This is a genomic window from Streptomyces sp. Tu 3180 (genome assembly GCF_009852415.1).
Lineage (GTDB): Bacteria > Actinomycetota > Actinomycetes > Streptomycetales > Streptomycetaceae > Streptomyces.
This window is the reverse complement of record NZ_WOXS01000001.1, coordinates 128,901-147,639: the sequence shown is the minus strand read 5'-3', so window position 1 is coordinate 147,639 and position 18,739 is coordinate 128,901. Positions and strand designations below refer to the sequence as shown.

At 69.1% G+C, this 18,739-nt stretch carries 9 protein-coding genes and 5 pseudogenes; 10 read left to right on the top strand and 4 right to left on the bottom strand.

The features are described from left to right. Positions 1 to 5: 5 nt before the first annotated feature. The 3 genes and pseudogenes from fxlM to GL259_RS00695 all read left to right on the top strand — a co-directional run bounded on the left by fxlM (position 6) and on the right by GL259_RS00695 (position 4,719). Positions 6 to 2,096 carry a methyltransferase, FxLD system gene (gene fxlM, locus GL259_RS00705; RefSeq protein ID WP_159528264.1) on the top strand — a complete coding sequence of 697 codons (2,091 nt, stop codon included), beginning with the start codon at positions 6 to 8 and terminating at the stop codon, positions 2,094 to 2,096. Position 2,097: 1 nt separating this feature from the next. Next, complete coding sequence (locus GL259_RS00700) at positions 2,098 to 3,210, top strand: hypothetical protein (RefSeq protein WP_159528262.1); 1,113 nt, start codon at positions 2,098 to 2,100, stop codon at positions 3,208 to 3,210. Between the two features lie 235 nt (positions 3,211 to 3,445). Beyond that, positions 3,446 to 4,719: pseudogene (locus tag GL259_RS00695) on the top strand (IS701 family transposase). A 103-nt stretch (positions 4,720 to 4,822) separates the two neighbouring features. Here GL259_RS00695 and GL259_RS00690 read toward each other — a convergent pair. After that, positions 4,823 to 5,640 (bottom strand): IS5 family transposase gene (locus GL259_RS00690; RefSeq protein ID WP_159528260.1). Its coding sequence is split into 2 segments (ribosomal slippage): positions 4,823 to 5,298 and positions 5,298 to 5,640, totalling 819 coding nucleotides; the frame shifts between segments, so codons are not numbered across the junction. A gap of 80 nt (positions 5,641 to 5,720) precedes the next feature. On the opposite strand from GL259_RS00690, the gene GL259_RS00685 reads away from it, so the two are divergent. The 6 genes and pseudogenes from GL259_RS00685 (at position 5,721) to GL259_RS00660 (ending at position 15,055) form a co-directional block, all read left to right on the top strand. Continuing rightward, positions 5,721 to 6,535, top strand: a protein-coding gene (locus tag GL259_RS00685; protein WP_243762168.1) for an IS5 family transposase whose coding sequence is annotated in 2 segments (ribosomal slippage) — positions 5,721 to 6,069 and positions 6,069 to 6,535 — 816 coding nt in all. Because the reading frame shifts where the segments join, the coding sequence is not laid out codon by codon here. A gap of 124 nt (positions 6,536 to 6,659) precedes the next feature. After that, positions 6,660 to 7,955: a CHAT domain-containing protein gene (locus tag GL259_RS00680; protein ID WP_159528258.1), complete on the top strand. Its 1,296-nt coding sequence runs from the start codon at positions 6,660 to 6,662 to the stop codon at positions 7,953 to 7,955. A 28-nt stretch (positions 7,956 to 7,983) separates the two neighbouring features. Then, positions 7,984 to 8,310 (top strand): hypothetical protein, encoded by a 327-nt coding sequence (locus GL259_RS00675; protein WP_159528256.1) that lies wholly within the window; start codon positions 7,984 to 7,986, stop codon positions 8,308 to 8,310. Further along, entirely contained in the window at positions 8,307 to 8,927 is a 621-nt protein-coding gene (locus GL259_RS00670) for a hypothetical protein (protein WP_159528254.1), read from the top strand. Before GL259_RS00675 ends, GL259_RS00670 begins: the two co-directional genes overlap by 4 nt. Positions 8,928 to 9,017: 90 nt before the next feature. Beyond that, positions 9,018 to 13,781, top strand: coding sequence for a hypothetical protein (locus GL259_RS00665; protein ID WP_159528252.1), 4,764 nt, complete (start codon positions 9,018 to 9,020; stop codon positions 13,779 to 13,781). Positions 13,782 to 13,973: 192 nt separating this feature from the next. Then, a pseudogene (locus GL259_RS00660) lies at positions 13,974 to 15,055 on the top strand (integrase core domain-containing protein). Positions 15,056 to 15,259: 204 nt separating this feature from the next. On the opposite strand, the gene GL259_RS00655 reads toward GL259_RS00660, so the two are convergent. Further along, positions 15,260 to 16,453: a trypsin-like serine protease gene (locus tag GL259_RS00655; RefSeq protein WP_159528250.1), complete on the bottom strand. Its 1,194-nt coding sequence runs from the start codon at positions 16,451 to 16,453 to the stop codon at positions 15,260 to 15,262. Between the two features lie 288 nt (positions 16,454 to 16,741). On the opposite strand from GL259_RS00655, the pseudogene GL259_RS00650 reads away from it, so the two are divergent. After that, positions 16,742 to 17,513, top strand: a pseudogene (locus GL259_RS00650) (transposase). An 88-nt stretch (positions 17,514 to 17,601) separates the two neighbouring features. Here GL259_RS00650 and GL259_RS00645 read toward each other — a convergent pair. Beyond that, a pseudogene (locus GL259_RS00645) lies at positions 17,602 to 17,835 on the bottom strand (kinase); the annotation flags it as partial. Positions 17,836 to 17,932: 97 nt separating this feature from the next. Further along, positions 17,933 to 18,736: pseudogene (locus tag GL259_RS00640) on the bottom strand (IS3 family transposase). Positions 18,737 to 18,739 lie beyond the last annotated feature (3 nt).

Genomic DNA, 18,739 nt, shown 5'->3' with positions numbered 1-18,739 from the left:
GGAACATGGCAGCGGACGAATGGCCGCAGCGCCTCATCCGGTTCACCGACTGGAGCCGCGCCGAGGCCACCGCCGTGGAGCACCTGCTCCCGGTGCTGACCGCCCAGGAGTCGGGACTGGCCCAGTGGTCATTCCTGCGGAAGTTCCCATGGTGGCGGTTGCGTTACCGCCCCGCGGATCCGGACGCCGCGAAGGGGCTGGACGCTGCCCTGGACGAGCTGGTCGGGGCTGGTGTCCTCGCCTCCTGGACACGGAGCATCTATGAGCCGGAAGAGACTGCCTTCGGCGGTCCGGCCGCGATAGAGCTCGCGCACGCCCTGTTCCACCACGACAGCCATCACCTACTCGAACAGGCGGCCCGCGAACAGACCTCGAGCGGCCCCGGGCTCGGGCGCCGCGAGCTGGCGGTCCTCCTGCTCAGCGTGGCGATGCGTGCAGCGGGACTCGACTGGTACGAACAGGGTGACGTCTGGGCGAGGATCGCAGCCGAACGCTCCGGCGACGACATCCGCGATCCGCAACGGCACAGGGCTGCAATTCACCGGCTGATGACGGTCGACGTCAGCACCACCAGCCGCAGCGTCACGGAGGGCCGACTCGCACCGCTGGCCGAGTGGATAGCCACGTTCGAGTGGTTCGGCCAACAGCTCGCCGACCTCAACCGCCAGGGCCGCCTGGAACGAGGGTTGCGCGCCGTGATCGCCCACCACGGCATCTTCCACTGGAACCGTCTGGGCCTCCCCGCGGAGGACCAGCACACCTTGTCAACACTCGCGAAAGAGGTAGTCATGGGAACGAGCGACAACGCCGCATCCAGCCCAGCCAAGAGGGTGCCGAGCACTACGGTCGACGGGGTGAACAGTCACACCACCGAAGCCAGTTCAGCCGACCACCTGCGCTCCCAGCTGATCGACCATCTGGTCGAAAAGGGATGCGTGCGCACGCCCCGCGTGGAGGAGGCCATGCGGACGGTGCCCCGCCACCTCTTCGTCCCGGGCGTCCCCCTGGAGAAGGCGTACAGCAATGCCCCCGTGAACACCAAGCTCGACGCGTCCGGCATCTCCATCAGCTGCGCATCCCAGCCCGACATCGTCGCCATGATGCTGGAGCAGCTCGACGTCGAACCCGGCCAGAGGATCCTGGAGCTGGGGGCCGGCACCGGCTTCAACGCCGGCCTCCTGGGCTACCTCGTCGGGGAGAAGGGGCACGTCACCACGCTCGACGTGGACCAGGACATCGTGGACGGGGCCCGTGCCGGACTGGCCGCCGCAGGCATCGACAACGTGGAAGTGATCCTCGGAGACGGAGCCGTGGGCCACGCCTCCAACGCGCCGTACGACCGCATCGAAGCCACCGTCGGCGCCCACGCCATGCCCCATGCCTGGCTCGAACAACTCGCCCCCGGCGGACGGCTCCTCACCCCGCTGCGCTTACGCGGCAGCGTCTCCCGCTCGATCGCCTTCGAAAACCACGCCGGATCCTGGCGCAGCGTCGGCAGCCAGATGAACACGTTCATGCCGTTGCGCCAGGGCATCGCCAGCGACCCGCGCGTCCTCGTTCCCCTAGACCCTGACGACACCGTCACCCTCGTCACCAATGGAGATCAGCAGGTCGACGCGGACGCCTTGAGCGACATCTTCCATCAGCCGCGCACCGAGGTGTGGACGGACGTCACCTTCCGGGGCCCGGAGTCGGCGGAGTACCTGGAGCTGTGGCTCACCTGCGCCATGCCGAACGGCCTGAGCCGGATGCCCGCCAAGGACGAGGCCATCGAGAAAGGGTTGGTCACCGCGCCCTACCCATCCTCGACTGCGGTCTTCGAGGGCGGCACGCTCACCTATCTCACCCGGCGCCCGTACGCGAAGAAGGCTTCTGACGGCGCCGCCCTGTACGAATTCGGCGTCATCGGCCACGGCCCCGACCGCGAGGCACTCGCCGGAGACGTCGCGGACCAGATCCGCACCTGGGACCGTGACTTCCGCACGCTCGATGTCGGGTTCGAGATCCAGGCGCTCGACGCGGCCCCGCTCGCACCGCAGCCCGGCCGCTTCGCCTTCGACAACGCGCTGAACCGCATCGTCATCGAATGGCAGTGACATGGACGTCAGCCAGATAGCGCAGCGATTCCCGCTTGTCGCCCGTCCACGTCCGGCCTGCCTCTCCCTCGCCGATCGGGTCCGCGAGATCAGCGACCTCGCTGCCGCCGCTGAGCGCGACAACAAGGTGAACTCCGCGACCGTCGCCTTGAACAAGGCGGCCCTGATCGCAAGCGACTGTGGCATGCCGGACCTGGCGCGCACTCTGTGCTGGCGTCACGCCGAGGTCATCTTGTGCGCTCAGCCCTTGAGCGCGCAGGAGGCCCGGTACGCCCTGGAGCCCTTGGTCAACTTGGCCCGTTTACGCATCCGCGACAGCGCCGGAGACAGCGCATACCACCTGCTCGACTCCTTGAACCGGGCAGTGAGATCGAAGACGGAAGCGGTCATCGACGGCCGCACTCTGTTCTTCCAGCACCTCACACAGTCGGCAACCGACCATCAGACGGTGTGCCAGTGGCTGTGGACCGTCCTCCTCGGAGACGGAACCCGCGCCCTCGTCGCAGCCAGCCAATGGGATCGCGCACAGGCCCACAGCGAGCAACACCGCGGTGTGGGCCAGCGCCTCTTCGACGGGCGTCAAGTGGAAGTACTCGTCCGCTGCCTCAGCGGACAGCCCAGCGAAGCCCTGCAGTATCTCCACAAGAGCACGCTGGTTGAGGATTGGGAGCACTCGGTCGCTGCGTGCCTCGCCGTGCTTTGCCACACCGCAGCCGACGAGAACCCGGTCGGCCCCGGCGAAACGATGGTGAAGCGCTATCTGGCCCTCGGCACGGGCCCCGAGCTTTCCGTCTTTCGCACTCGCCTCGGACTGGCCGTACTCGACCTCTCCCCACATACCCGGCAGACCGAAGCGTCGCACCGCCTCACCCACGAGGCAACGACATCGGGGGACGGATACGTCGCACGTGATGTCCTCGCTCATCCCGTCTGCCGTGAGAAGCTGAGCCACGACGAGCACCATACGCTGTTGGCCGCCGTCGCCTCGGCCGGCCTCGGCCAGGGCTACATCCCCGCACGCCTGAAGCAGGCCCTGCTGGACGCTATCTCCGTCTCTCTAAACGTCTGGAAACTTCACTTCATCCGCCGCGCCAGCTCCAATTCATCGCGATGACCAGCAGGCCCGCAACATGATCGACGCTACCGGCCCACCGAGCTTTACGAGTTGGTGCGTGATAGTGGGTGGGCCGTGTGTGCCTGGCGGGTGGCATGATCCAGGTGTGGCGATCATGGTCAATCGGGTGGTGCTAGCGCATCGGTTGTTCACGGGGATCTCGCGGCGTCATCTCGCTGACTTAGTACTCCAGCAGCGGATCGTGTCTTGAGCTGGTGATTGTCGTTGTCCCGGTATGGAGGGCATGACTGAAGTCGGTTGCTGGGCTGCGGAGTTGGAGTCGGTGTTCGCTCGGGTGGCGGGCCGGTTCGCTCGGGCGGATCTGCGGTGGCGGATGCGGGACTACGTCCGCGGTCTGCTGGGTCAAGCGGCACGGAAGAACGGCTGGCAGCTCGCTGAATGGGCAGGCCACCGCACGCCGGACGGCTTCCAGCGGCTGCTGAACAGCAGCGTCTGGGACGCGGACGCCCTGCGCGACGACGTCCGTGCCTACGTCGGTGAGTCCCTTGGCCCCAATGGCGTGTTGATCATCGACGACACCGGGTTCATCAAGAAGGGCACCACCTCGGCCGGGGTCGGCCGGCAGTACACCGGCACCTCGGGAAAGATCGACAATCCCCCAGAGGGGGTACCCCCAGCCAGATCGGCGTGTTCGCCGCCTATGCCACCCGCTCGGGCCGGGCCCTGGTCGACCGCGAGCTCTACCTGCCCAAAGCTTGGACGTCCGACCGCGACCGCTGCCGGGCGGCGAAAATCCCCGATGAGCGGGGCTTTGCGACCAAGGGCGAGCTGGCCCGGGACATCGTCCGACGCTGTCTGGCCGCGGCCCTGCCCGCCACGTGGGTCACCGCGGACGAGGCCTACGGGCAGGACTGGCACTTCCGCCGCCTGCTCGAGCAGCTCGACGTCGGCTATGTGGTGGCAGTGCCCAAGTCGCAGCAGATCAAGTCGCTGGCCGGCATCTGGCGCATCGACCAGCTCATCGAGGACGCCCCTGCCGATGCCTGGCAGCGGCTGTCCTGCGGCGACGGCGCCAAGGGCCCGCGCATCTACGACTGGGCCGCGGCCAAGCTGCCCGCCAACCTCGTCTTCGACCCCGACCCGCCCACCCACCACCGGTGGGTGATGGCCCGCCGCAGCCTGTCCGACCCCGAAGAGGTGGCCTACTACCTGGCCTACGCCCCCGTCGGCGTCGAGATCGCCGAGCTGGCCCAGGTGGCCGGCTCCCGCTGGGCGATCGAGGAGTGCTTCCAGGCCGCGAAGAACGAATGCGGCCTCGACCAGTACGAGGTCCGCCGCTATCCCGGCTGGTATCGGCACATCACCCCGGCCATGCTCGCCCACGCGGTCCTCACCGCACTCGCCGCCCAGACCGGCGGCGAGGCCGCAAAGGGGGCTGCAGAAACGGATCAGCCCTCGTCCCGCTCACCGTGGCAGAGATCCGGCGGCTCCTGGACGCTCTCCTGCCCCGCCCACGAGCCGACCGTGACCCCGTCACCCACGCACTGAAGTGGTCGGCCTGGAGAAGACACCGCCAGGCCGTCGCCCGCCGCTGCCACTACCGAAAACGCAGCTCAGAACACGATCCGCTGCTGGAGTATTAGACCGTGTCCTACGTGGTGAGGCGAACGAGCCGCTTGTAGCAGCAGAGGGCGGCGGCGAGGCCGAGAAAAGCCAGGTAGTTGCGGGGATCGCGTTCGTAGCGGGGGCTGAGGCGGCGATAGCCGGACAGCCAGGACATCGTCCGCTCGACGACCCACCTGCGGCGCCCTAATCGTTCGCTGGACTCGATTCCCTTGCGTGCGATCCGCACACCGATCCGCTTCCCTCGCAGCCATCTGCGCAGGTCGGCCCGGTCGTAGGCTTTGTCGGCGTGCAGCCGCTGGGGCTTGAAGTGGCGGCCGCGGTGGGGGTCGTGTCTCGTTTGGTGGCCCTCCACCATCGGCTTCAGCCCTTCGCTGTCGTGGACGTTGCCGGCGGAGACGCCGACAAGGACGGGCAGGCCGTTCGCGTCCGACAGGACGTGCATTTTGGAACCCGGCTTGCCCCGGTCCACGGGGCTCGGACCTGTGTGTTCGCCCCCTTTTTCGCCCTTACGTGGGCGGTGTCAAGGACGACGCGGGTGACATCGACCAGGCCGGCGTCGTCGAGCCGGTGCAGCACGGCCTCGTGGAGGCGGCCCCAGACACCGGCTCTCGACCAGATCAGGAACCGCCGGTGGGCGGTCGACTTCGATATCCCGAAGCAGGGTGGCAAAGCGCGCCAGGCGCAGCCGCTGACCAGCACATAGATGATCGCCGCGAACAGCGTCTCATCAGGTGTGTCTGGCGTTCCACCGCCCTGCGGCCGCACCTTCGACGGAGGAATCAGCGGCTTCGCGATCTCCCACAACCCGTCCGGAACAATCCAACTCCACGTACCCCGCCCCATGACCAGCTCAACGACGCCTCACCACGTAGGACACGGTCTTAGACCGTGTCCTGCATGGTCAGTTGGTCGTTGGACTGGTCATGGGGAGTGGGCGGTGGGGATGGATCGTGCCGGATGGCCTGTGGGAGATCGCCAGGCCACTGCTGCCGCCGGCGCGGGTGCGTCCGCAGGGCGGCGGGGTCGCGAACATCGATGACGAGGCGGTGTTCGCCGCGATCATCTATGTGCTGGTCAGTGGCTGTGCCTGGCGGGCGTTGCCGCCGTGCTTTGGGGCATCGAAGTCGACCGTGCACCGCCGGTTTCTCATCTGGTCCCGGGCCGGTGTGTGGGGACGACTGCACCAGAAGGTGCTCGAGCTCCTGGACGGCCAGAACCTCGTCGACCTGTCGCGCGCTGTCCTCGACTCCGCTCACGTCCGCGCTAAAAAAGGGGCGAACACACAGGTCCGAGCCCCGTGGACCGGGGTAAGCCGGGTTCCAAGATGCACGTCTTGTCCGACGCGAACGGACTGCCCCTACGCGTCGGACTCTCCGCGGCCAACACCCACGACAGCCTCGCCCTGAAGCCGATGCTGTCCCACTTCCACATGGGACACGAATCCCACGCGACCGATTCCAAGCCTGGGCGTCTCCACGCGGACAAGGCATACGACATCCCTCACCTGCGGCGATGGCTATGGGGCAAGCACATCGGCGTCCGCATCGCCCGCAAAGGCATCGACTCCAGCGAGCGACTCGGCCGACGCAGATGGGTCATCGAACGCACCATGTCCTGGCTGACCGGCTACCGCCGACTCAACCACCGCTACGAACGACGCCCCCGCAACTACCTGGCCTTTCTCGGACTGGCAGCCGCGCTCTGCTGCTACAAACGGCTCCTCAACCTGACCATGTAGGACACGGTCTTAGTCTGCTCTACTGAGGGCGGCGTCCTCGTACGCCGGTCCGTCCCCGTCCGTCATGAACGTACTGGTGCGAACCGGTTGAGCCCGCTTCGCTTCTTCCGTTACTTTCGTGGGCGTGGCAGGGGGGCCGGAACCGGATGGTGCGAGCGCGACGGATCAGCGCATCGCGCTGGCTCACGAGTGGGAGGAACTCGTCGCGCGAGTAAGGGGGTTGGCGCCGCAGTTCGCCACTTTTCTCGCACCGCCCCGCTGGCAGGATCTCGCGGCGACGGTCGGTGACGGCACCGGCGTGCTGATCAATGTGGCGAGGGAGTGCCACGCCCTGCTGGTGACGTCCAGCGGAGTGACGGCCGTCCCGCTGCCGGACCTCTCCTCCGGTGAGGTCCACGACCGGACCGCGAGGCACCTCGCCGGGCTCCACATGACGGACGCCGCGGCGCAGTTGGTGCACCACACCAGGCAGCGCGCCCAGGTCCGCAAGGTCTATGCCACCTACCAGGCCCACCATGCGGCGAAGGTGCACATGGCCGAGGCGCAGGCCGAGCTGGACAGGACGCTGCTCCCGGATCTCGCCTGGCTGTGGGACACCGTCGCCGAACCCGTGCTGCAGGCTCTGGACGAGACGAATCCGACGTCCGGTGGCAGGCACCGTATCTGGTGGTGTCCGACGGGCTGGCTGTCGTTCCTGCCGCTGCACGCGGCGGGGCACCACGACGGCAGCGGGCGCAGCGTCCTGGACCGGACCGTCTCCTCGTACGTCCCGACCCTGCGCGCACTGGCGCGCGCCACCCGCTCGCCGGAGCCGGACCCCTGCGACAGGGACCGGTTGCTGGTGGTCGCCGTGCAGGAGGCCGCCGACATGCCACCGCTGCCGCAGGTCGCGGAAGAAGTTCGGTTGTTGCGCGAGGAGTTCGGGGTGGAGCGGCTGACCGTCCTGGAAGGACCGGACGCCACCCGCGATGCCGTCCTGTCCCGGCTGGCCACGCACCGCTGGGCCCACTTCAGCTGCCACGGGCGCCAGGACCCGTTCGACCCCTCGCGCGGCGGACTCCTGCTGAGCGACGGGACACTGGGCATCGGTGAGCTGAGCCGCGGCTCCTACCGTGGTGACTTCGCGTTCCTCTCCGCCTGCATGACGGCCTCCGGCGGACTGGACCTGAGCGACGAGGCGATCACCATCGGCGCGGCGCTGCACTACTCCGGCTTCCGGCGGGTGGTGGCCGCGCTGTGGTCGATCGATGCCGAGACGGCGACCGAACTCGCGCGGGACGTCTTCCGTTCACTGATGAAGGACGGGCTGTTCCGTCCGGAGGGGTCGGCCGTGGCCGTGACCGGGGCCGCGATCCGGCTGAGACACCAGAGCCCTGAACATCCCAGCCGGTGGGCGGCGTTCACCCACATCGGTCCCTGAGAGCTGCCGCTGAGAGAAGAGGAATGCCATGACCCCGGTGCCGTACGAAGAGGTCAACCACCGCTCGTTCGAAGAGGAGGCCGCGAAGGAGTTCTCCCTCACCCGGCTCGGACCCGGCACCGCCGAACTCCGCGGTCCCTGCCCCCGCTGCCGCGTGATGATCCGCGTGCCCGTCGTCACCAGCACCTACAAGAGCTTCCGGCTGTGGCGCAGAAGCAGCGCACAGCCGGTTCCACCGCCCGGTGACGTGCACGAGGAGATCGTCATCTGCACCTGCGAGGAGGACCATCCCGGCCGGCCCGGAGACAGGAGCGGCTGCGGCGCCTTCTGGCGGCTGGAGATCACCGCCTCATGAGTGCCTCCCTGCGCCCCGGCCGGCCCGTCGACAGCTCCGACGCCGCCCGTGCCCGCGAGCACCATCAGGCGCTGCGCAACGAGTTGCCACGGGTGCGGGAGGCCGCCCACTCCTGGCGCATCGGCCTGGGCGGCCTGCTCCTTGCCCTCGTGGGTTTCGGACTGGTCCGAGGCCCCAGCGAGGTCGACAAGGTGGAGGCGCCGTGGCACATCGTCATCGGCTGCCTGCTGCTCGCCTCTCTGCTCGCCGGAGGGTATGGCGCCCACCGGCTGCTCAGCGCGCACAACGGCAGGCCACGCGCCACGCCCGTCGACTTCAACGCCTCGACCGCCGCCCAGGACCACCTCCTCGCACTGACGGCGCTCAGGGATCTGCGCCAGGGCATCGCCGCCACCCTGCTGTGCACCGGGCTGCTGGTCGCCGCGGTGGGCACCACCTGGTACGGCCCGGAGAAGTCCAAGCCTGGACTACTGGTGCGGACCGCCGACGGTACGGTCCTGTGCGGTGAAGCGGCGACCGCCAACGGCAGTCGTCTCATGATCAAGACCAAGGCGGGGCGGGTCGGTGTCCCGCTCCGGGATGTGCTCGTCGTGGAAACGGTCGAGAAATGTCCGTAGAAGGGCGGCCACGGTCGTGGCTGACGGCGCCGGCGTGGGCCGCGCGGTTACGGGCCGGGCGGACGAGAACAGGACGGATCGGGGAACCTGATGCGAGGCACTTCGGACAGCACGCACGAGGAGGCCTTCTTCTTCATCGAGAATCCGCAGGCCGCCCCCACTGCCGCCCTCGACACCGCGATCGAGTCCCATGAAACGCACCTGGCCGCCTACCCGGACTGCCCGATGCGATGGCTGCACCAGGGCCTGATGGGCAATCTCCTGGCGGAGCGCGGCGCACGGACCGGCAACCGGGAGGACACGGCGAGGGCCATCGATGCCCTTCGGTCGGCGACGGCGGAACCGGCCGTCGCCGATGTCCCGGAATTCCGCGGCAAGTTCCTCTACAACCTCGGCAACTTCCTCACCAAGACCGAGTTCGCCGTCTCCTTCGAGGCCCTGCGGGAGGGAGTCGACAGCTACCGGCAGGCCCTGCCCCTGCTCTCCGGCATGGAACGCCTGGCCTGCGCCTCCAACATGCTGCCGGAGGTGCTCAGGGTCGGCGACCGCGCGAATCTGCCCGAACTGAGGCGTGAGGCGAAGGACATCGCCCTGGAGTTCCTGGACGAGGCATCCGTGGACCCACGCGCGGAGAGCAACATCTGGACGACGCTGCTGAACTGCCTGCCCGAGGACCCGGAAGCGGCGGACGTCCACCGCTCCCTGATCCCCGAGGCCGAGGCGCTCACCGACCGGGCCGCGCCCGACGAGCTCCGTGCGGAGCGCTTCGACCGGCTGGGCCGCCTGCTGCGCGCCACGTGGCGGGTCACCGGAGAGTCCGGCCTGTTGACACGGTCGATCGCGGCGAGCCGCCAAGCGGTGTCCCTCCGCCCGACCCGCGGAGCCATGGCGGCCAACCTGGCGCTCGTCCTCGGCGACGCCGGCACCCTCCACCAAGACCCCCAACTCTTCGAGGAATCCGCCCACTTCTGGCGCAAGGCCCTGGAGCACACCCCTCCGGACAGCGACAACCACGTGTCGATGCGCGGCGACCTCGGCGCCGTCCTCTTCCGTCTGAGCGAACACCGCGACCAGGAGGAGAATCTGCGCGCAGCCCTCGACCACACACTCGCCGTGGTCGAACACGCGCGGCGGGCGGGGAACTCCGGCCTGCTGCGGACCTTCCTCCCCAACCTGGCGATGGCACGGCTGCAACTGGCCACGGTGACCGGCGACCAGGACCTGATGAGCGACGCCCTCGAAGCCCATCGCGAGGCCCTGGCCCTCCCGCTCGCCTCCTCCGTGCGCGCCAGGATCCTCAACAACTACGGTGCCACGCTCTCGGAGATCGCCGAGCGGGCGGACCGACCGGCCACGGAACTGCGCCAGGCGTGCCAGGCGATGGCGGAGTCCCTCGCCCTCCTCCCGGACGACGAGCCCCAGCTGGGTGAAGCCCTCACCATGTACGCCGGCACCGTGCTCAAGCTCCTCGTGCACGACGACACGGACACCACGCGGAACTCGGCGATCGAGGCATGGGAGCGGGTCCTCGCCCGCGCATCGTCGCGTTCCCTCCGCGAACCGGCCGTCCTGTGCCGCGAGCTCCTTGCCCTCACCTACTGGCGGCGCTACGACGACGGCACCGACCTCGGCGACCTGGACCGGGCGATCGAGCACGGCGAGCACGTCCTGCGTCAGCCGCCACCCCACTCCGAACGGCTGGTGCGGGTCGCGTACTTCGTCGCCGAGGCGTACCGGATGCGTGCCTCGGTCAGCCTCGACCCGGCCGACTTCGAGCGTGCGATCGATCTGGTCGCCGAGGCGCTGGACCGCCCGGACCTCGACGACCGGACGAGGCAGGACTTCCTCACGGTCCAGTCCGCCAACCACCACGACCGCTTCCACGCCTTCAGCGCACTCCCGGATCTGGAGGTGGCACTCGCCCACGCACAGCGGGCGGTCGCCGTCCCCGTCCCGCCGGACCCGGAGTCGGCCGCCCTGCTCCAACTGGCCGCCTGTCTGAGCCAGCGTCACCAGCAGGGCGGTCCGCCCGAGGATTTGGACCGGGCCGTGGAGATCTACCGGACGGCCTGGGCCTCCATCCGGGCCCGGCTGGGCGACCCTCCGGAGGCGGACACCGGGTCCGCCTCCGAGGTCGGGGGGTACCGCGACGTCCAGATCTCCGTGGTCCACAACCTGGCGTCCGCCCTCGGCCAGCGCTACAACCGCCACGAGATCCCCTCCGATCTGGACGAGGCCCTGGACGCGATGGTCACCGTCCTGCGGCTCACCCCGGACGGCCACAGGAGACGATCGGAACGGTTGACCGCCGCGGCGAACATGTTCCGCAGCCGCTGGATCCTCACCGGTAATCCCGACGACCTCACCACCTGTCTCACCCATGCCGAGAAGGCCGTCAGCGCGGCCACGGAGGGATCGTTCGCCCACTACTACGCCCTCGCCGCCCTCGTCGGCATCCACGGCGACGTCCCCGACGGGCAGGAGGACGACGTGGACGCCGGGGGCGGTGAGAACACCGACGGCGGCGGAGAACCCACGACCGGCCGCGACGATCCGCTGAGCCGTCACGGTGACTCCCGGGACCGCGCCATCGAACTCGGCCTGCGTGCGGTCGAGTCGGAGGAGGTGCCGTTGCGCAGCTGGACACCCGTCGCGCACAACACCGCCGCCGCTCTGCTGAGGCGCTGGCTGGTCGCCGGGGACCGGCGGGACCTCGAGATGTCCATCGCGCTCAGCCGTCGGGCCTTCGACCGGGCCGGCCTCGAACGGTCCCCGGTCTCGGCCCTGCTGCTGGGCCAGTCCCTCATCCGACACGCACGCGCCTACGGCTTCGACGCCGCATCCGATCCACCCGACACGATCACCGAGGCCGCCGCCGTACTCCGTGCCCTGGCCACCTGGGCCCCCGCTCCGGCCAGTATGCGGTTCGCGGCGGCGCGTTGGTGGGCGGCGGCCACCGGACGCCCCGACGAGGAGACGCTCGCCGCGTGCCGGCAGCTGATGGAACTGATGCCGCTCGTCGCCTGGGTGGGCGCCCCGCGGACCGTGCGGGAGGCGGCTCTGGCCGACCGGGCGGGCCTGGTGTCCGGGGCGGCCCAGGCCGCCCTGGACGCGGGCCGGGCCACCGACGCGGTCGAGTTCCTGGAGCTGGGCCGGGGCGTCCTGTGGTCGCAGAGCATCGACCTGCGCACCGACCTCGCCGGGATCGAGGAGGCGGATCCCGAGCTGGCGGCCCGCCTCGCCGCGGTGCGCCATGCGCTGGACTCCTCCCCCTCCATCGGTGACGTCGGCGGAGGTCCGCTTCCGGCGGCCGACGCTCCGCGGCTCTCGCCGCCGGAACCGGTCGACCCGGACTGGGCCGCCGCGCTGCTGCAGGCCCGGGACATCTCGATCTCGGGCAACAGGGACTCCCTCTTCGACTTCCTCGCTCCGTTGACCGCGGCCGACGATCCCCGCGTCGCCGCCTCCGCCGAATTCGGCCGCGCCCTGGTCCTGCTCGACCGGGGAGACCGGGACGGCGCCCGCGAGGCACTCGTCCGCGCGGCGAGCCACGGCCCGGACATCGCCCCAGCCGCCGCCAATGCCCTGGGTGATCTGCTGGTGGCCGACGACGACCTCGAGGCCGCCCGGGCCGCCTACGAACAGGCCCGGGACTCGGCCGACGCGTCGGAGGCTGAGGAGGCGGCGGCCAAACTGCGCCGACTCGACGAACTCGAGGCCGCGGCAGCCCAGCTGGACCGGCCGCTCGCCCGCGTCCTCGCCCACGGCGACACCCCTCGACTCATCGCCGCCGGGCTGCGGTTGATGACGGAAGGACGCCTCCCCCAGGCACAGCCCTTTCTCGACCGCGCCCTCCATCACCTCTCTCCCGAGGAGAAACCACTGCTGGCGCCCCTCTTGGCCCAGGTCCGCCAGAGAACGGGCGACTACGCGGGAGCCCGCACGGCATGGGAGCTCGCCCTGAAGGCCGACGACGCGGAAGCGGTGAGCGCGGGCGCTCTCGCCTTCGGCGATTTCCTGGCCTGCGAGTACACCCTCGACGAGGCCCGCGCCGCCTACGCCCTCGCCCTCGACTCCCCCACCACCGCCGACGAGGCCCGCGCCCGCCTCACCGCCATCGCCCCCGCCCGGCCTTCCGCGGCCACCCCCGTCGACCTGGACTTCGACTACGGACGCTGGCTGGCCCACCACGAGCCCCGCGAGGCCGCTCTCACGCCCGTGACCGCGGCGATCGAAGCCGGCGACCTGAACCCCCGTACCCACTACTACCTCACCGAGATCACCGACTACGCCCATGACCCCGACTCCCAGCGGGCCAGAAACCACCTCCATCGCGTCCTCGCCCTGGCCACCGACGCCGACACTCCGCTGGTCCTCCTCTGCCGGGCCCGCCTGCGGCGCATCCGGGGCGACCGGCACGGTGCCCAGCTCCTCCTCCACGACGCCCACCAGGCCGCCGTCACCGCAGGGGACGCGGAGCTCGCCGCCCTGGCCGCGGTGAAAGAGGCCGAACTGCTGCGCAGTGACGGCGACTTCGACGCCGCCCATGCCGCCTACCAGCGAGCCGTCCGCACCGGCCACCCCAGCCACTCCGTGGCCGTCGCCTTCGACATGGCCGGCATGCTGAGAGAGGCTGGCCGCGAGGAGGAGGCCCGCAGTACATACCGCTTCATCATGGCCGGCGGCCACCCCGTCCAGGGCGGCATGTCCGCCGTCAACCTCGGCGTGAGCCTCCTCCGCTCGGGCGACACCCCCGGTGCAGTGGAGGCGTTCGAGTGGGCGGCCAACGGCGCTTGGGAGGACGCGGCAGGCCGGGCGAGAGAGATGCTGGCGAAACTGGCCTCCCCGCCATGAGGGCCTGTTGGTATGCGTCAGCCGCAGGCGGGTGAGGACGCGCCGAACGGGCGTCCTCACCCGGCCGCTCGGTCACCGCCTGCCTCAGGCGTGGCAGAGCAGGTCGACGACCACGTGTACCGCTCGGAAAGTCATCGCTGCAGGTGCGTACCCATGTCCTGGAGCGTCGGTAGCAGCTGGGATGCTGTCATGGTGATCGTCTCGCTGCTGTACAGGGTGACCCGGAAGCTGCTGGCTGTCCCCGGCATACTGCTGCGCCGCGACACCACGAAGGAAGCTGAACTGTTCGTGCTGCGGCACGAGAACACGGTCCTGCGCCGCCAACTCGTAGGACCGGTGCGCTACGAGCCGGCCGACCAGTTCTGGTTTGCTGCCCTGTCCTCGCTGATACCGCGCCGTCGCTGGGCGCAGGTCTTCCCGGTCCAGCTCGGCACCGTACTGGCCTGGCACCGCAGGCTGATCGCGAAGAAGTGGGACTGTTCCAAGCGCCGCGGCCGCACCGGCCGACCCCGGCCGCGCTGAAGAAGCTCGTCCTGCGCCTGGCCGAGGAGAATCCGAGGTGGGGCCATCGCCGGATTCAGGGCGAGCCGGCCCGGCTGGGGCACCCGATCTCACCGTCCACCGTCTGGCAGATCCTCAACGCTGCGGGCATCGACTTGGCCCCACGCCGCTCCGGCCCCGGCCGGCGCACGTTCCTCACTGCCCAGGCCGAGGGGATCATTGCCGCGGACTTCTTCCACCTCGACACCGTCCTGGGCAAGCGCCTGTATGTGCCGGCGTTCCTCGAGCACGGCACCCGGCGCCTGCACCTGACCGGCGTTAGCGCCCACCCGACCGGCCAGTGGGCGGTGCAGCAGGCACGCAACCTCGCCGCTGACTTCGGCACACGGATGGAGTCCCTGCGTTTCATGCTGCACGACCGCGACACCAAGTACACCGAGGCCTTCGACGCCGTCTTCCAGTCAGAGGACGTGGACGTGCTGCTCAGCGCGCCCCGGGCGCCGCGAATGAACGCCCACTGCGAGTGCGTGATCGGCACGATCCGCCGGGAGGTCCTGGACCACGTGCTGATCGTGCACGAGGCCCATGCGCGTCGCGTCCTCGGCCGGTACCAAGATCACTACAACGGACACCGGCCTCACCAGGCCCGGGACCAACTCCCGCCCGACGTGAGCGAGGAACCCGCCGCCGAACGCCAGCACGGCCATCCCGGCAAACCCCTACGCACCCGCATCCTCGGCGGAGCGATCAACGAGTACCGATATGCGGCTTGACCAGCAGCGATGACTTTCCAAGCGGCACACCTGCCGCTGGTGCGGGGACAGGAACTGCCGCACTGACAGCCGTCCCGCCTCGGCTCCCACCACCAGCCCGCGCTGCGGCTCGCCGAGGCCGCCGCGACGGAAGCCGGCGTCCTCCCGGCCTTCACGGCCGCCGAGGACGCCGGGCGGGCCCTGGTACGGGCCGCGAGGACGGATCTACCTGTTGATCCAGATGCCGAAGTCCCGCGTGGCCGTGTAGAAGTCCTGGAAGCCCAGGCGCGCCCCCGCACTACGGGTCACCGTGCCCTTGGCGATCGCGCCGCCGGCGGCCGAGGCGGTGTAGATCGGGCCGCCGCTGTCACCGCTGCGGGCCGCCTCCCGGCCGTCCATCTGCTCCGCCTCCACCAGGTCTTCGGAGTCGTTGTAGAAGAAGAGGACCTTCATGTTGCAGACCGGGCCGCCCGTGGCCCGTGCGCTGGTGATTCCGGACTGGCACAGGTACTCACCCGGGAAGACGTGGTCCCAGCCGTCGACCCGCACGCCCGCGTCGCTGTCAGGTCCCCCGGTGTACATGAAGTTGTCGGAGTTCGTGGGGATGAGCATCACGTCGTGGGCGTCACTGGACTTGGTGGAGGTGCCGATGTAGGTGCCCTGCGGGTTGGTGAACCGATTGCCGCTCCGACCGCAGTGCTCAGCGGTGAGCAGGTAGGTCGCGCTTGCGTCACGCACACCGAACCCGGCCGTGCACGCCCCGCCATTGAAGTTTATCTGTGCTCCGCCCGACCACGGCGCACCGTCGTTCACACGCGAGCGTTCCTGGAGAGGCTCCTCGCTGATCGTCTTCACGGACACGCCGGCGATCCGGTCGACCGTGCTGTGGTCCTGCGCGACGGAGGCGGTGCGTGCTGCGCGGGTGGTGTCCTGTGCCAGGACCAGTCCGCTGCCGTCAGTGGGGATCTTGACGCTGTGGCCGAGCGAGGGGTCCTTCTCCAGCCGGGTTTGTAACAGCTCGGAGGCGTCCTTGAGTTCGGCCAGCGAGTGGTCCGCGGCGACGATGTGCACGGGGGCGGTTCTGCGGGCCCGCTCCGCGGCCCGCTGTACGGGCTCGGGCAGGTCGCCCTTCCACCACAGGGTGACGTGGTCTTCCTGAAGGCCGATGCCCGTGTAGCCCTCGTAGTGGCCCCGCTCCTGGGCCTTGGCCAGGATGCTCGCAGCGGCGACGAGGGGTCGCTGCTCGTTCATCTTCCGCAGGTTGTCGGCGCCGACAGCCTGTAAGATCGGGACGCTCTTCTCGCTGTTACCGTCGCGCTGCTGCTCGGCGCTGGCGCCCGGGGCGAGGGTGCCGACGAGCGCCATCGCCGCGGCCAGGGCCGAACCCGCAGCCCACAGGCTGGTTCTGCCGTATCTCATGAGTATGCCTTTCCTCTTGGCGTAGCAGTCTGTGATCAGACGGCACAGGCATCCTCATGGGCCCCGATTTACATTCGATCTACAAATGATTAACGAGCTCGTGCACGGTAGGCGGTGAGGCGTCGAGCTTCTGTTCGTCGATCATGGTCGTGTGGTGGGGAACGCGTCTCGTGCAGCGATCATCAGTGACCGGAGGATCACGGGCCTGTCGGCGGATGTGATCGCTGAACTCGTAGCTGAGCTAAGCGTTGTCCCGTAATCGCTGGTCAGGGGTGAGATGATCTCGCCGTGGCTGGTGTGATCACGGCGTCGGAGCCCTCCTGGATAGCCCCGTTCACCGGGCTGAGCCCGCGGCAGTTCGGCAAGCTGGTCACCGCGCTGCGGCGCGAGGGTGCCGACCCGGTCCGCAAGGGCCGGCCCTGGAGCCTGCCGCTTCCAGACCGGGTCCTGCTGGTCGCCGCGTACTGGCGCACGAACCTCACCCTGCGCCAACTGGCGCCGCTGTTCGAGGTGTCGAAGTCGGCCGCGGACCGCATCGTCGACCACCTCGGGCCCGCGCTCGCGCTCCAGCGGCGCAAACGGTTCCGCAAGGACACCGTGCTGATCGTGGACGGCACCCTGGTCCCCACCCGCGACCACGCCATCGCCGAGCAGTCCAAGAACTACCGGTACTCCACCCACCACCAGGTCGTCATCGACGCCGACACCCGGCTCGTCGTCACCGTCGGCCGGCCGGTCACCGGCAACCGCAACGACTGCAAGGCATGGGAGATCTCGGGCGCGAAGGACGCCGCCGGCCACACCACCGTGATCGCCGACGGCGGCTACCGCGGCACCGGCCCTGGTCATCCCGCACCGCCGCGAACGCGGCCAGGCCGAACTCCCGGACTGGAAAGAAGAGCACAACCGCTCACACCGCAAGGTCCGCGCCCGCGTCGAGCACGCCTTCACCCGCATGAAGACCTGGAAGATCCTTCGCGACTGCCGCCTCAAAGGCGACGGCGTCCACCATGCCATGCTCGGCATCGCCCGCCTGCACAACCTCACACTGGCCGGATGAGAGGCAACGACGCTGGTCAACCGGCATGCCGTAGATCATTTACGGGACAACGCTTAGCGCAACCGAATGACGTGCTCGCCGGACGGTGTCAACGATCCATGGCCGGGAGGCCGGCCAGGCCAGTGTCGAGCATGATGCGGTCGACGGTCGCGGCGAGAGTGCTGTCGGCACCGATGACGGTCTCGACTCCGCCGGGCAGCAAATCGCGCGACCGGTACCAGTCCCGCAGCTGCGCCTCACTGACATCGTCGGCGATCGGCTTGGTGGCATGCCGGGCGACGGTTTCCTCCAACGGCACGTCCAGGTAGTAGTTGTGGGTCGGGCTGACTCTTCTTGATCCACTCGCAGCTGGAGAGAGTGTTGACCACGGCAGGGTCGGTGTTGGGGTGAGGTTGATTCCCGGGCGTGGGCACCGGGTTTCATGCGGCGCGTGACAGAGTACGTGCTGTAATCAGACGCTGTTCAAACTCGACCGGAGTGAGGTAGCCGAGCGCGGAGTGCCGGCGACGTCGGTTGTAATACGACATCCAGCGGAGCAGTTCCAGGCGGGTCTGTGCCTTCGACGTCCAGCGCTGTCCGTGCAACAGTTCCCGCTTGAGGCCCTGGAAGAACGACTCGGCGAGGGCATTGCCGTAGCTGGATCCGACACGTCCCACGCTGCGGCGGATGCCGTGCAGTTGGCAGACACCGGCGAAGGCCCTGCTCATGTGTTGGGCGCCCTTGTCCGTGTGGAAGACGACCCCGTCCACTTGGCCGCCGCGGGCGGTCACGGCCATCTCGATGGCGTCGGTGACCAGGGATGCGCGCATGTGGTCGGCGATCGACCAGCCCACGGCCCGGCGCGAGCAGATGTCGATCACCGTGGCCAGATACAGCCACGTAACCGACGGGGATGTAGGTGTTGTCACCACACCACTTCGTGTTCAGAGTGTCGGTGGTGAAGTCGCGCATCATCAGGTCCGGGGCGGGGCCGTCTTGTCCGCGATCGTCCTTCGCCTGGTGCGGCGCAGATGGCGCCCGACGATGTGGTGGATGCGCATCAGCCGCGTCACGCGCTTGCGGTTGATCTTTTGTCCCCGGGCCCTGAGTTCGGCGTGGACACGTAGGATACCTTGCCTTTCTCGGACACGCCGCAGCCCTTTGCTGCTACAAGCGCTACCTGAAACTGACCATGCAGGACACGGTGTAGGGCGTCCGCTGCGCTGCTGCCGGGGGCAACGCATCCG

Coding starts and splice junctions, on each gene's coding strand:
- fxlM (WP_159528264.1), top strand. CDS start 6: ATGGCAGCGGACGAATGGCCGCAGCGCCTCATCCGGTTCACCGACTGG.
- GL259_RS00700 (WP_159528262.1), top strand. CDS start 2,098: ATGGACGTCAGCCAGATAGCGCAGCGATTCCCGCTTGTCGCCCGTCCA.
- GL259_RS00675 (WP_159528256.1), top strand. CDS start 7,984: ATGACCCCGGTGCCGTACGAAGAGGTCAACCACCGCTCGTTCGAAGAG.
- GL259_RS00670 (WP_159528254.1), top strand. CDS start 8,307: ATGAGTGCCTCCCTGCGCCCCGGCCGGCCCGTCGACAGCTCCGACGCC.
- GL259_RS00665 (WP_159528252.1), top strand. CDS start 9,018: ATGCGAGGCACTTCGGACAGCACGCACGAGGAGGCCTTCTTCTTCATC.
- GL259_RS00655 (WP_159528250.1), bottom strand. CDS start 16,453: ATGAGATACGGCAGAACCAGCCTGTGGGCTGCGGGTTCGGCCCTGGCC.